The sequence below is a fragment of the Bacillus sp. 16GRE42 genome (genome assembly GCF_019837435.1).
Taxonomy (GTDB): Bacteria; Bacillota; Bacilli; order Bacillales; family Bacillaceae_G; genus Bacillus_A; species Bacillus_A wiedmannii.
Map to the genome: position 1 here is coordinate 2,295,204 of NZ_JADAXF010000001.1, position 14,476 is coordinate 2,309,679.

General features: G+C 38.7%; 14 protein-coding genes. 1 reads left to right on the forward strand and 13 read right to left on the reverse strand.

Annotated features, from left to right (window positions below):
- Nucleotides 1–6: 6 nt before the first annotated feature.
- The 7 genes from ILS93_RS12040 to ILS93_RS12070 form a co-directional block, all read right to left on the reverse strand.
- Nucleotides 7–204, reverse strand: coding sequence for a YjcZ family sporulation protein (locus ILS93_RS12040; RefSeq protein ID WP_001290407.1), 198 nt, complete (start codon nt 202–204; stop codon nt 7–9).
- 169 nt (nt 205–373) lie between these two features.
- Entirely contained in the window at nt 374–1,699 is a 1,326-nt protein-coding gene (gntP, locus tag ILS93_RS12045) for a gluconate permease GntP (protein ID WP_098101772.1), read from the reverse strand.
- A 113-nt stretch (nt 1,700–1,812) separates the two neighbouring features.
- On the reverse strand, nt 1,813–2,538 hold the full coding sequence (locus ILS93_RS12050) for a GntR family transcriptional regulator (protein ID WP_222660516.1): 726 nt from the start codon (nt 2,536–2,538) through the stop codon (nt 1,813–1,815).
- Nucleotides 2,538–3,554 (reverse strand): sugar kinase, encoded by a 1,017-nt coding sequence (locus tag ILS93_RS12055; protein WP_222660518.1) that lies wholly within the window; start codon nt 3,552–3,554, stop codon nt 2,538–2,540. The genes ILS93_RS12050 and ILS93_RS12055 overlap by 1 nt, the downstream gene beginning before the upstream one ends.
- The gene (gene dagF, locus ILS93_RS12060; protein WP_098101777.1) at nt 3,547–4,302 is read right to left on the reverse strand and encodes a 2-dehydro-3-deoxy-phosphogluconate aldolase; all 756 of its coding nucleotides are present in this window, start codon (nt 4,300–4,302) and stop codon (nt 3,547–3,549) included. The genes ILS93_RS12055 and dagF overlap by 8 nt, the downstream gene beginning before the upstream one ends.
- Nucleotide 4,303: 1 nt before the next feature.
- Complete coding sequence (locus ILS93_RS12065; protein ID WP_222660520.1) at nt 4,304–5,407, reverse strand: DgaE family pyridoxal phosphate-dependent ammonia lyase; 1,104 nt, start codon at nt 5,405–5,407, stop codon at nt 4,304–4,306.
- Entirely contained in the window at nt 5,385–6,485 is a 1,101-nt protein-coding gene (locus ILS93_RS12070; protein ID WP_222654754.1) for an amidohydrolase/deacetylase family metallohydrolase, read from the reverse strand. The genes ILS93_RS12065 and ILS93_RS12070 overlap by 23 nt, the downstream gene beginning before the upstream one ends.
- A 192-nt stretch (nt 6,486–6,677) precedes the next feature.
- Here ILS93_RS12070 and ILS93_RS12075 point away from each other — a divergent pair, with 192 nt between their 5' ends.
- Nucleotides 6,678–7,907: a translocation protein TolB gene (locus ILS93_RS12075; RefSeq protein WP_222660522.1), complete on the forward strand. Its 1,230-nt coding sequence runs from the start codon at nt 6,678–6,680 to the stop codon at nt 7,905–7,907.
- A gap of 86 nt (nt 7,908–7,993) precedes the next feature.
- Here the strand turns inward: ILS93_RS12075 and ILS93_RS12080 are convergent, their stop codons facing one another.
- The 6 genes from ILS93_RS12080 to menB form a co-directional block, all read right to left on the reverse strand.
- Nucleotides 7,994–8,854 (reverse strand): M15 family metallopeptidase, encoded by an 861-nt coding sequence (locus tag ILS93_RS12080; protein ID WP_098101782.1) that lies wholly within the window; start codon nt 8,852–8,854, stop codon nt 7,994–7,996.
- 91 nt (nt 8,855–8,945) lie between these two features.
- Nucleotides 8,946–10,043: a HAMP domain-containing sensor histidine kinase gene (locus tag ILS93_RS12085; RefSeq protein ID WP_064474443.1), complete on the reverse strand. Its 1,098-nt coding sequence runs from the start codon at nt 10,041–10,043 to the stop codon at nt 8,946–8,948.
- Entirely contained in the window at nt 10,036–10,734 is a 699-nt protein-coding gene (locus ILS93_RS12090) for a response regulator transcription factor (RefSeq protein ID WP_000790344.1), read from the reverse strand. The genes ILS93_RS12085 and ILS93_RS12090 overlap by 8 nt, the downstream gene beginning before the upstream one ends.
- Nucleotides 10,735–10,894: 160 nt before the next feature.
- Nucleotides 10,895–12,001 carry an o-succinylbenzoate synthase gene (menC, locus tag ILS93_RS12095; protein ID WP_222660524.1) on the reverse strand — a complete coding sequence of 369 codons (1,107 nt, stop codon included), beginning with the start codon at nt 11,999–12,001 and terminating at the stop codon, nt 10,895–10,897.
- Complete coding sequence (locus ILS93_RS12100) at nt 12,002–13,447, reverse strand: o-succinylbenzoate--CoA ligase (RefSeq protein WP_098101786.1); 1,446 nt, start codon at nt 13,445–13,447, stop codon at nt 12,002–12,004.
- Between the two features lie 202 nt (nt 13,448–13,649).
- Complete coding sequence (gene menB, locus ILS93_RS12105; RefSeq protein WP_000963888.1) at nt 13,650–14,468, reverse strand: 1,4-dihydroxy-2-naphthoyl-CoA synthase; 819 nt, start codon at nt 14,466–14,468, stop codon at nt 13,650–13,652.
- Nucleotides 14,469–14,476 lie beyond the last annotated feature (8 nt).

Sequence of the window (14,476 nt, forward strand, 5' to 3'; positions counted from 1 at the left end):
AAAAAATTAGCAGCAATATCCACCATAGCCGCCGCCATAACCGCCGTAACCACCATAACCACAACCGCCTCCGCCTCCGCCGAAGCAGCTAGCACCGATGATAATTAATAAAATAAACAATACGATTAGAAGCGCAAAACCGCCTCCGCAACCATGGTTTCTGCGGTTACAATCATCATGTCTGTGTTCACACTTTTCGCTCATTACCCTATTCCTCCTTTAGTATCATTCATAACAAGTTCCTCTTGTTCTAAATGAGGGGATTCCATTTATAGTATGTTTTCAGGGCGAATAGGAAGCTTGGCTCACCTAAAAAAGGGCTTGTTTTCGGAAATGGGCTTCATCAAAAAAAAGATACCAATTAAGGTATCTTCTAAATAAACATATTCAATAAAAGTGCAAAACCAAATGCGATAAATGATAACAATGTCTCCAGTACCGTCCATGTCTTAAATGTTTCCTGCACCGTTAATCCTAAATACTCTTTTACAAGCCAGAACCCTGCATCATTTACGTGAGAAAACATTAATGATCCCGCGCCCGTTGCAATAACGAGTAATTCTAAATTCACTCCAGACATGTGCTGAATAACTGGTGAAACAATTCCAGCTGCTGTCGTTAATGCTACTGTCGCTGAACCTGTTGCAATTCGAATTAATCCAGCTACCATGAACGCTAATACAATTGGTGATAACGATATATGTTCTGCCATTTGGGCAATCGCCGTTCCAACGCCGCTTTCAATTAATATTTGTTTAAATCCACCACCTGCACCGATAATTAAAATAATGGAACCGACCGGTAATAAACTTTCATCCGTTAATTTTTTAATGACCTTTTTATTAATTCCTTGTCTTATTCCAAGTAAATAGAATGCTGCGAAACATGAAATAAGTAAAGCAATTACTGGACTTCCTATAAACACAAAAAATTCAGTTATTTTTTTCGGTAATGAAATATATGGTGCAACTACTGATAAAATCATTAATACAACCGGTAATAAAATAATAAAGAATGAAACTTTACGACTTGGTAAATCAGTTGATACTGTCGTAACTCGAACAAGCTCTGGTTCATTTTCAGGTATAACCCTTTTATGTACCCACTTTGCAAATATAGGTCCTGCGATAATGGCTGTTGGTAACGCGATAATTAATGAATATAAAAGTACCTTTCCTAAGTTCGCGTTATAAATACCGATTGCTGTCATCGCCCCTGGATGTGGCGGTACGAGCCCATGCACAATAGATAATCCAGCAATAACAGGTAACGCAATTAATAATATATTTTGCTTCGTCGTTTTTCGAATGGAAATAACAAGTGGTAATAAAATGACAATCCCCACTTCAAAAAATACCGGAATCCCTATAACAAATCCTGCAAATAACATAGCCCAAGGTAGTTTCTTCACACCGAAAAATCGAATAAAGAAATCTGCCACTTGCATGCCGGCCCCTGAATCGGACATCATTTTTCCTAAAATTGTTCCGAGAGCTAAAATACCAACTAAATGCCCTAGTACACTACCAACACCAGTTTCATAGGCGGTCACTATTTTCGTTAAATTCAGTCCAGACATGATGGCTAAAAATAAACTCGCAACTGTTAAACTAATAAATGCATGCCATTTCCACCATGATACCCCTAAAATAACAATCGCGATTGCAAGTAACGTGACGATTAATAAGTATATATCCATCTCTCATTCCCCTTACTTTTCCCCCGTATTTGTGGACAGTAAACACCTAATTGGTGCGGGATAAACCCAATTAAAGTTTCACTTTATAAAAAAAGAGGGCGAATACCCTCTTTTTATACGTCATAATTCACTACATAATGCTGCATTTCTGTGTTGTAGTAGCCTTCGCTATATTCAATTACTTCGCCAACTTCACCGTAAGAATAACGCATACGTTTTAATAGCGCTGTCCCCTCTTTTTCACCTAACGCTTCTGCAACGAAACTAGGCGCGAGTCCAACTACGAATTCATCTCTGAAGTTTTCTAAATGTATACCTCGGTCTTCAACTAAATCATAAAGCGATTGTAAATCAAAGTCCGATAAATCTGTACTTGCCATGTGTGCTGAGAAATAGTGCGTATAATGAATGTACGGTGCATCATTTAACGTATATAAACGTTCGATACGAAAACTCTCCTTACCGAATAATCGAAATGGCACTGTTCCTTCTTCATTATGAACGACTTCTGCTTTTAGTAATTTCTTTTGTACTTTATATCCTTCTTCCACTAACACTTCTGTAAATTTCTTTCCCTTTGACAACTTTGTCGCAGAAGTATTACGGATGACTTTCGTTCCTTTACCGCTTTTCTTTTCCAAATATCCTTCTTGAGCAAGTTCTTTAATCGCATTACGCACTGTAATTTTACTCACTTTGAACTCTTCTTCTAACTGCGGTTCGGAAGGAATATTCGTATGAATCGCATATACACCATGCAATATTCGATCACGAATAATATTTTTTATTTGTAAATATAATGGTCCTTTTTTCCTCGTTACGTTCACCGTTACACCCACTACCTTTCTACATCACCTACTGATGCCGTCATTGCCCGAAGTATATCCTTCTCTGATGACATTGGCGTATCACCGACGATTGTATGTGCAAGCATTCCAGCTGCTGACGCAAATGAAACAGCTTTCTCTGGTGCAAACTCTTCTATCTCGCCATGAATAATCCCGCTCGTATAAGCATCTCCAGCACCTATTCTATCATATACAGAAAACGTAAGTGTTTTTGCAAAAGTGAACGCACCATCTTTACATATAAACCCGCGAAGCGAGTGTGTATTATCGCTATTAATAGAGCGATGTGTACCAGCAATTGTAGCAATATGATATGTTTCAGCCACTTTCGGAATAAGATCAACAAGTTGCGCCTCTCGCTCTGTCTCTTCTGTTTTCATTCCAAGAACGAACATTGCATCTTTTTCATTCATCATAACGATATCAGCAAGAGCTAGCATTTCTTCATAATGCGGTTTCGCCTGCTCATATCCATCCTCTCCCCAAAGAGATGGACGATAATTGCAATCAAAAACGACAGTGCCTCCGCTTTCTTTAACTGCTTTCGCTAAAGATTTCATATGATGGCGCACCGTATCATTTATCGCAAGTGTAATGCCGCAAAAATGAACGATATCAATTTCCTTGACGATTTCTTCAAATTGATACATTTCTTCACATGCCGTATTAAAGCTACTTTCTAGGCGATTTGAATATGTAACGCGGCTTGCACGTGCTCCAAATCCATTTTCTAAAAAGTACATGCCGACATATTTACCACCTCTTGAAATAAACGGTGCCTGAATGCCTAATTTTTGAATGTGCGATATCGCAGCATCTCCAACCGAGTTTTCCGGTAAAGTTGAAATAAGAAAACCTTCATGCCCTAGATGAGAAAGCGCCGCTGCAACGTTCACACCTGTACCAGAAAATGAGTAATTTAATGTTTTAGCTTGTGACAACAATTCATATCCTGGTACTTGCAGGCGCATCATTACTTCGCCAAATGCTGCAATTTTCTTACGCATATTGATCAACTAGCTTCTTCACTACCGCTAATAACTCACGAACATCTTCTGTTTTCGTATTACCAGTTTCTTTATCAATAATAGAAGAGTACACGTGCGGGATAACTTGCTCTACATTTGCATCTAATGCGATACGTACAATTGTTTCAAAGTTTTCTTTATCAATTCCGCCTGTTGGCTCTAATGCAAAGCCTTCTTCCGCACATGCTTTCGCAACTGCGCGATATTCTTCTTCATGCGCTAATCCTTTCATTGGGAAGTATTTCAATGAATTTCCGCCCATATCACGTACAAGTGCGATTGCTGTTTTAATTGGAACGATTGCTTTTTCTTCTCCAGCTGCACTAATTGGACCAGTAGAAATATTTACGTACCCTACTTTTCCTGTTGGTGATACTAAACTATTAATCCAGCTATCTTTTCCGCCAAGGTTTGCACGTGTCGCTCCAACTGAAGGGAACACTTGGTTAATATGACTACCAGGATAATGCTTCGCAATTTCAGCTACAACTGCCGCTTGGCGATTATCTCCTGCTCCTAGTCCGATTGATACAGCGTCATCAATTTCTTGTCCGTATGCTTTCATTGCAGTTACTGCTTCTTCTACTGTTGGATATTCTTTTGATAACACTCCCACTACTACATAACCTTCTGCCGCTTCAAAAATGTCTTTTGCATTTTCGATATTGTTTGCTAATACATTTAATGCTACACGGCCTTTATAAAAACGTTTTTGAATGTTTGTCATTTTAGTTTCCCCCTACGATTTCTCTCATTTTTTCTTCAATTACATGTATGTCATCACCTTGAAGTGGACGTGGGTCAATGTCAAAGAATCCTTGTCTTACTCCATAATCACGTGTGTAAATTGCGATTTCCCCTTCGCGTAATGCTGTTACAACGTCTTTTGCTGATTTATTTAACTCTTTCTCGTTAATATGAATACGCGCTCTAAAGATTGCTCTTCCTGCTTCATCTTGAACGATCGTTACATTTACACCATTTAATTCTTTTAGCGGCATAAGTACTTGTAATAACTCTTTTTCTTGCTGGCTCTTATCTTCTTTTACTCCATACTCATCAAGCGCTTGAAGTAAACCGAAAGTCGTCTCTTTCCCAACTTTCATACTTCTTCCGATGCAATGTAATTGCACTTTCAGCCACTCGATATATTTTCGTTTCCCGCCAACAATACCAGAAGTAGGTCCTTCAATTGCCTTTGAACCGCTATAAATGGCAAGGTCTACATACTTCACATATTTTTGAATATCCTCTTCAGCTGCCGCATCGACGATAAGTGGTACGTTATTTCGCTGTGCAACTTCCCATGCTTCTTCAACAGAAATCATATTTTTTTGCACGGCATGATGGGATTTCACATATAGAATTGCTGCTGTATTTTCACCAATCGCATCTTCAATATGCTCTGCTTTCCCTTCATTTGCATAGCCAACTTCTACAAGCTTACCCCCGCCTAAGTAAATCATCGTTTCAACAGGCGCACCGTATTGAACGTTATGGCCTTTTAACATAATCACTTCGTTTTTCGCGATGACCTCTTGATGAAGTCTTTCACTTTTACGGCGATTTCCTTCTGTAACGATACCAGCGATAGAAAGCGCAATTCCGCTCGATGCTGAATTCACAACGACTGCTGCCTCTGAATCTAGAATTCTCGCAATATGGTCTCCTGCTTTATCTACTAAATCTGCAATTTCCACATAATTTTGTCCACCATGTTTCATCGCATCCATAACTGTATTTGTAGGAGCGGATACACCTAAAATACTCATTCTACCGCTCGCATTAATCACTCTTTTTAATCCGTACTTAGCATTCAATGAATGACCCATTGATTACAACCCCTTTCGTATCAATTCTTCTTTCAGCAATGCGCTGATCCCCTTCTGAATCAATTAACGTAATCGGTTCATCTTTCACCGTAAATAAAGTTAAGTTTGCAATATCGCCTTCTTGAATACGGCCAAGCTCTGGTTTCTTCAGCCACTCTGCCGCATTTTTCGTCACCGCATTTATTACTTCTTCTAGCGGATACCCTAAGTAAAGGAATTTCGAAAGAACGTGAGCCATACTATACACTGGACCGTCTATACGATTCTTCCGGTAAATGTCTGTACTAATTGTATTAAAGGCAATGCCGTGACGCTTCGCCGCTTCTGCTACTTTAAAAGAAAAACTAGCATTACCGTGACCAACATCTAAATGAACACCGCGCTTCACTGCATCTATTAATACAGGTAGCGGTTTGCCTTCTTCATCAAATAAATTATTTTCTTTCCCGTTTAAGTAATGTGTAATCACATCATCTTTTTCTAAAAGAGGTACAACTTCCTCAATGCGAGGAGGCGCTGAACCGATATGTACCATAATCGGTAATGATGTTTCACGAGATAACGAGCGTGCAACATGAAGCGGTTCAATTCCGCTGTCACAAACGACACTTTTACTCATTCTCGCCTTTAACCCAACGATTACATCTTTATACTTTTCTACTGATTCTATTACTTTCTCTTTATCTATCCATTCCATATTGGATAATTCATCAATTCGTTTCAAACCGATGCGAGAAATATTTAAAAAGGCAAATAAATTCGTTTTTGCCTGCTCTCTACTTTTTACTAAATCTGCAATGCGATCAGCTCCGCAGCTACCCGCATCAACAATTGTCGTTACCCCTTGCTTAACGCCAATTTCATCCACCTCATCGCCATACGGATCAAACTCTGGAAAAGCATGAACGTGTAAATCAATCCAGCCACTCGATACGTACGTACCCGAGTAATCAAGAACCTTCCCACCCCCACCAGAACCAGCTTTCGTCACCTGTGCGATTTTATTATTTTCAATTACAATGTCAATCTCTTCCCCGTTCACACGTTTCACATTACGTAGTACGAATCGTTCTGTCATTGTATTTCCACCCTTTTCTATAAGAAGCCATAAGAATACGCTTACATTAAAGTTTCATTTTATATCTCTTTCACACGTTTAGCGTAACACAAAAAAAGGGAGAAGTAAATATAACGTTATAATGTTTGATTTTATATTAAAATGAGAGTTTCCATTACATATTCGGACAACCTATAAGCAGGAGGGATATTCATGGGATTTCGAATTTTATTATTTATAATTTTAATTACTTTGTCTATATCAACAACGGTTAGCGCAGCCCCTCCATCACTCACGGCTGCATTTATCCGGGACCATCAGCTATGGATAAAGACAGGAAATCAAGAAATACAAATCACAAAAAATCGATATGTGTATTCTCCAAAATGGTCTTATCACGGTAGGTTTATTGGCTATATTGATAGTGATGAAGCGGGTAAAGAATCTAACTTATTCATCTATGATACGGAAGATAAAATAAACTATCAGCCTTATGTAAGAGTCGTAACATCTGACTTTAAGTGGTCACCAAACAAAAATCAATTGGCTTACACTGATCAAGGTTTATTAAACGTTACAAAAATTAAAAACGGTCGCCCACAAGATTTTGAAAATGTATCACTTGGGGTTAGTGATTTCGAATGGTTCCCGAACGGAAAGGAATTTATCGTCTCCTCACAATCCTGCTTGCGTCCGACCGGATGGGGCAAGATTCCACTTTATAAAATACCAGTCGATGCAAATCTTGCTAAAGATAAAATAAAGCCTTTTTATACGATTCAAACAAATGAAACTGATTTATTTGCGATTAACACTAACTATTTCAAGTGGAGTTCTGATGGAAAGTGGCTTAGTTTTTTGGCTAGTCCTACTGCCTCCTTAGCAATGGATAGCAATACATTATGTGTTATCTCATCAAAAGGGAAACACTTTCGAACGATTGGTAACATGCTATGGTTCAAAGACTGGATGAAGTGGGCTCCATCAGCCAATCAACTGGCCTATATTTCAGGAGAAGGAAGATTTTTTGTAGAAAATAAAAAATTTACAGTTGCAGACATGGTAATAGCAAAACAACAAAAGGTCTACACACCTGTCGGTTATGTAGACCTTGATTTAGAATGGTTTTCACCAAACAAAGTGGTTGTGGCTCGTGCAAAAGAAAATAAGGCATGGAAAGAAGGCCTTGTTCCGACGATGTTTACAACACTTTATATGATCAATATAAAAACAGAAGAACAGAAACAAATCTCGTTCCCAAAACAGAATGAACGTGATGAAGACCCTCAAGTTATTCGCCCTTATCTTACTTGGCTTCGCAAGAAAACAAATGAATATAAAGGCGATGTCTGGGTGAAGGATAGCTTACATAGTCAGGAGTATATATGGCTGAAGAATGTTGATGAGGCTCCGACTTTTTTTACTCTGACTAAACTTCATTGAAAATATGTTAATTACAATCCTAGTCATATAAAAATTTGTACCTGTTCCTCCATTTTGATTCTCCCGCATGGGAGAATCAAAATGATCTATTCCTGAACCGTCACAATAACCCCATCCATATTGTTGCCCGAAATTTCATACTGCTTATCCGCTGGAACATTCACTTTCCTATTCCCGGACACTTTATAATAAGAAACCGTATATTTCTTACCTTCCACATCGGTTGTGATTTCTTTTTTCTCTTTTAAGAAGTCCAAATATTCCTCTAATGTAATTTTCTCTTTTTGCATAATCGCACTATGAGGTAATCCGACATAACGTATATGCCACGGCTCATATTGAATGCCTGTAATATGACTTTTATTTTTCGGATAACGTAAAACAAAGCCATGCTTCCATACGTTCTCTTCAATCCACTTTCCTTCAGGGGCTCTCTCCATCTTCTTTTGCGTAGATCCAACATCCAGTGATAATCCTAAATTATGTTCACTATATCCTGCTGGAAGTGCATAATCAGAGCCCATTTTTTCATATAACTTTTCTTGCTCATTAAAATCTCGATATCCGCTATTCATTAAAAAATGCTGTACACCATCTTTCCCAGCTGCATCGACAACGTTCAAAAACTTGCTCACAACATCCTTTGATAAACGAAGATTTCTATCAAATATCACATAGCCTCTTACTAATTCACTATTGTGATTTACATTTATAATATCGGATCTAATACTATCTTTTTTAACGGGGTAATCTTTATTAACTAATAATAGATTACCTTTATAAACTTGTTCTTTTGTAACCTCTACCTTTTCAATTTTCGCCGATTTTACCTTATTATCTTTTCCCGCAATTTTAACATCGATCTCCTTTTGAAATAACGGTGATATATAAAAGCCTACACAGACTGTACATAATATAAAAAGAGAAATAAATACCCACTTTTTCATTTCTAGTTCCTCCTTAACGTGACTTACGTATAGAATAGAAAAAACTATTAAAATAAAAAGTGGGGTAAAGTTTAAATTTTTATTAAATTGCTTAGCTTTCTTCTTTTGGTAATCTTACTTCAAATATCGTTCTAATTACATTACTTTCAGCAGAAATCTTCCCATCATGCTGTTCAACAATATTTTTCGCGATAAATAAACCAAGGCCTGTACTACCTTGTTGCTCTGACCTTGCTTTATCACCTGTATAAAACATATCAAAAAGATACGGTAAATCTTCTTCCGGAATGCTATCTCCGTAATTAATAATTTGTACGACTACCTCTTCACTCTCAATATATGCGTTCACATCGACAAACTTTCCATCATACCCGTAACGAATCGCGTTCGTTAAAAGATTTTCAAATACCCTCGCTAATAATTTTCCATCACCGCTAATAGGTAAATAAGAATCCATGTTCAATCTCGCTTCTAAACCCTTTTTCTCTAATAACGGATACAATTCTTCCTCTAACTGTATAAGCAATTCACTTATATCAATTGGTCTTTTGTCCAGCTGCAACATCCCATAATTCATTCTCGTAATTTCAAATAATTCATCAATTAAACTTTCCAGCCTTTCGGATTTCGTAAAAGCGATTGTGGAAAAATGTTTAATTTGTTCTTTCGTCAAATTCTCATCTTTAAGAATTAAATCTAAATAACCTAAAACAGATGTTAACGGCGTTCTTAAATCGTGAGCTAAGTTAACAATAAGCTGGTCTTTACTACTTTCCGCAAAGTCTCCTCGTTCCACTGCTTCCTTTAATTTTTCACTCGCTACATTTATTTCACGTGCGATATATCCAAACTCATCATTTGATGAAACGTGCACTTCATTTGTAAAATCTCCGTTCGCCAAATGGTGAATCCCGTTTGAAATCTCATCAAAATATTTTACATAAGGCCTAGTAAGGAAGAAGAAAAACATAATAGACAGAGGGATAAAAATAATTAAAAAGAAATTAACATCCCCAATTTGTCTTATCATTGAACGGAATTGGGCTAATGGATCTTCAAAACGAACGACTAATTTATAGTAGATCCGTAAGCCTTCATAAATGATATACGTTACCCCACCAGCTAATATCATACTTAACGCAAATAGCATAACCATCTTCGAGCGAAAGCTTCTCATCTTTTTAGCCATTGAAAGTATACCCTACTCCCCACACTGTTTTTATTAACTTATTCTTTCTTTTATCTTCTCCAAGTTTTTTCCGCAGTGTACGAATATGTACCATAACTGTATTTCCACTTTCATAATAACCTTCAGCCCATACTTGCTGAAAAATATTTTCCACATTGTACACTTTCTTCGGATGGCTCGCTAATAAATATAAAATATCAAACTCTTTCGGTGTTAATTCAACTTGTTCTCCGTACACATTTACTGTTCTTCGCTCAGGATCAATAACAACTCCGCCTACCTCTAAAGCAGATTTATTCTCCGCTACTTTCGGCTGATTTAACGTAAGAAATCGGCGTAATTGTGCATTTACACGTGCAACTAATTCAATCGGTGTAAAAGGTTTCGTCATATAATCATCTGCACCTAATACTAAACCTGTCACCTTATCAAAATCAGACGTTTTCGCACTTAAGAAAATGATTGGCATATGATGCTTCGCGCGAATTTGGCGCGTCACTTCATAACCATCCATTTTTGGCATCATAATATCTAAAACCACTAAGTCGATTGGCTGCGTTTTAATAACATGAATTGCCTCTTCTCCATCAGCTGCCTTCACGACGTGGTAACCTTCTTTTTCTAAATGTATCTCAATTAAATCAGCAATTTCTGCCTCATCATCCGCTATTAAAATTGAAATGTTCTTCATTTTACTCCCCCTTGTATACGCTCGATTGTAAACTAGTCTATCCAATTTGTACAATACGAAAAGGTTACTCACGGGAGTAACCTTAGTAAATGAAATTATATCGACTTACCGACAATTAACAACAAAATCCTACCGCTATTTGCGGGCATCCTGATTAAATTCACCGCTCCAAAACTATCCGCTGCTTCGTGATTTCCGCCAGCCTTCCTCGATTTACTTCATACTCAGTGTCAACACTTTGCGGTACAATCACCTTTCCGCCCTCAAGCATCACTTCCGGCGAAATAATATCCTTCTCCCAATGTCGGCTAGAGGCAGATATATCACCTGGAATCGTAAAGTTTGGCAGTGAAGCAAGCGCAACATTTTGTGCTCGTGAAATCCCCATCTCTACCATACCACCGCACCAAACTGGTATGGTATGCTCCATGCAGTAATCATGAATTTGAATGGATTCTGTTAACCCACCCACTCGCCCTGGTTTAATATTAACGATGCGGCAACTACCAAGCGTAATCGCAACGCGCGCGTCTTCTAAACTATGTATGCTTTCGTCTAAACAAATTGGCGTTTCAATTTTCTTTTGCAGTTGTGCATGATCCAGAAAATCGTAATCCGCTAACGGCTGTTCAATCATCATCAATTGAAATTCATCTAATCGCTTCAACTTCTCCGTATCCGCTAATGTATAGGCTGAATTTGCATCAGCCATTAACGGGATATGCGGGAATTCTTTACGAATTTCTTTCAATAATTCGTAATCATGCTCTGGCTTTATTTTCACTTTAAAACGCTCGTACCCTTCTTCTGCATACTTCTCAATTTGTTTTAACATGACGGGAATTGTATTGATACCAATCACAACGCCAACTTCAATTTCAGTCCTAGTTCCGCCAAGTAATGCCGCTAATGACTTCTTTTGACGCTTTGCATATAAGCCCCAAACAGCCCCTTCAATTCCGGCCTTTGCCATTCTGTTTCTCTTTGTATGCTTGAACAAATCTGGTATTTCATTCGGATGAGAAATTTCAGCTTTCAATAAATCCGGTATTAAAAAATCTTGAAGTACATGTAGCGCTGTCTTCACCGTTTCTTCCGTATACCACGGTTCAGAGAACGCAACGACTTCGCCAAATCCAATGTATCCGTCCGTATCTTCTAATTCAATGACGATACTTTCACGCTTTTCATACGTTCCGTAGCTTGCAGCGAACGGAATGACGAGTGGCATTTCCGTTATATGAAGTGTCGCTTTTTTTATTTCCACTTACATCTCCTCCACTAATTGTCTTAACTCTCGTCTTAACAATTTTTTCGAAGCGTTTCGTGGTAATTCCTCTAAGAAACATGCTTTCTTCGGCACTTTATATTTCGCTAATTTCTCCTCGCAAAAATGCAGAATTTCTTCTTCTGTTACCTCTCCACTTTTTACAACAAAAGCAGCGGGTACTTGTCCCCATTTATCGTCAGTCATACCGACGACACCGGCTTCGGCTACCATCGGATGAGAGAGCAACACTTCTTCAATTTGAGCCGGATATATATTTTCACCGCCAGAAATAATTAAATCACTGCGGCGGTCTAATACGTATAAAAATCCTTCTTCGTCTAAATAACCGAGGTCACCAGTATGAAGCCATCCGTTTTGGATGGTTTCGCGCGTCGCATCTTCACGATTAAAATAACCGCCTGTTACGTTCGGTCCTTTTACTGCGATCTCGCCTTCCGTAAACGGCGGCACTACTACGCCATCTTTTTCAATACGAAGTTGGCACTGAAATAGTGGTTTCCCGGCTGATCCTACTTTCGTTAACATGTAATCTGCGGATAACGTACAAATTTGCGACGACGTTTCTGTCATACCGTACGTTTGATACACAGGAATTCCTTTATCTACACACGTTTCTAGTAGTGGTTTCGGGGCTGGTCCTCCGCCAAGTAACATGCATCGTAAAGAAGATGGATATGTCTCTCCTCCAAGTCTCTCTAATAAATCAGTTAACATTTTAGAAACGACAGAAATGATCGTAACACCTCTCGTTTGAAGTGCTTTATGAATAAAATCAGCATCATATTTCGGAACGAGTAAAATACGCATTCCGTACATAACATTTTTCATTAAAAGAGATAACCCGCCAACGTGGAACATCGGCATACAAGCTAACCAGCAATCATCATCACGAAGCCCTAAATTAAGCGAAGAACCAACCGCGCTTGCCCAGTGATTGCCGTACGTTAAAATAACGCCTTTCGGCTTCCCTGTCGTCCCTGACGTATAAATAATTGTCATTGCTTCTTCTAAAGAGAATTCTTCTTGTATAGAGGCTTCCGCCTTCGATCCATTCATCACTTCGGCAAATGAATATACAGGAACATCTTTAGGCTCGAAATCTTGATCCGTCACTAAGCATACAACTTCAGCATCATCCATTTGCCAAAGTAGCTCTTCTCTTGAAAGACGCGTATTTAAAAGCACAGCTACTGCACCTACGTAAGATAGGACGTGAATAACTGTAATCATCTCCATACCATTTTTCATCAGAACAGCCACCTTTTGCCCACGCTTCACTCCTACATGTGTGAGGTGTTCACAAACAGATACTACTTTTTCATGCAGCTGCATAAAAGTAACTTTCTCTTCCTCTATTTCAATTGCAATGCGATCTGGTGTTAAAAATGCACGTTGCATTAACCAATTTGGCATCGTCTCCATTATCCATTCTCCTTTCATGAAAGAAAGAGACTTGATATGACATCAAGTCTCTTAGTTGTTTTGTTTCCGGTTTGATCTCATCTAGCTACGCCTCCTAGCCCCTTCCGTCTAAGAACCTTCCGCCCGAGAAAGTAAAAAACACTTTCTGTGCGAAAGAACCTTAGCCTACGAGGCTAAACAGTCGGCTCCGCTTTTGATTTGATCACGGGAAACGAGGGAATTGACCGAAGTCCGGACTGCGTTTTTCTTTGAACGCGTCGCGACCTTCTTTTGCTTCGTCAGTTGTGTAGTACAATAACGTTGCATCTCCAGCTAGTTGTTGAATACCAGCTAGACCGTCTGTGTCTGCGTTGAATGCAGCTTTTAGGAAACGAAGTGCCATTGGGCTGTTTGCTAAGATTTCTTGTGCCCATTGTACTGTTTCTGCTTCAAGCTCTTCTAATGGTACTACTGTGTTTACTAAGCCCATATCAAGCGCTTCTTGTGCGCTGTATTGACGGCATAGGTACCAAATTTCGCGAGCTTTCTTATGGCCTACCATACGAGCTAAGTAACCAGCTCCGTATCCACCGTCAAAGCTTCCTACTTTAGGACCTGTTTGTCCAAATACAGCATTGTCTGCAGCGATTGTTAAGTCACATACGATATGAAGTACGTGTCCACCACCGATTGCATAACCTGCTACCATTGCAATAACTGGTTTAGGAATTGCGCGAATTAGACGTTGTAAGTCTAATACGTTTAAACGAGGGATTTGGTCGTCACCTACATATCCACCATGACCGCGAACTTTTTGGTCGCCGCCAGAACAGAATGCACGTCCACCTTCACCTGTTAAAATGATAACGCCAACATTTGCATCATCACGAGCGTGTGCAAAAGCGTTGATTAACTCCATTACCGTTTTAGGACGGAATGCGTTATGTACTTCAGGACGGTTAATCGAAATCTTTGCGATACCATTGTATGTTGAATAAATAATATCTTCGTAATTGCCTTCTTTTACCCATTCAATAGCCATTACAACTA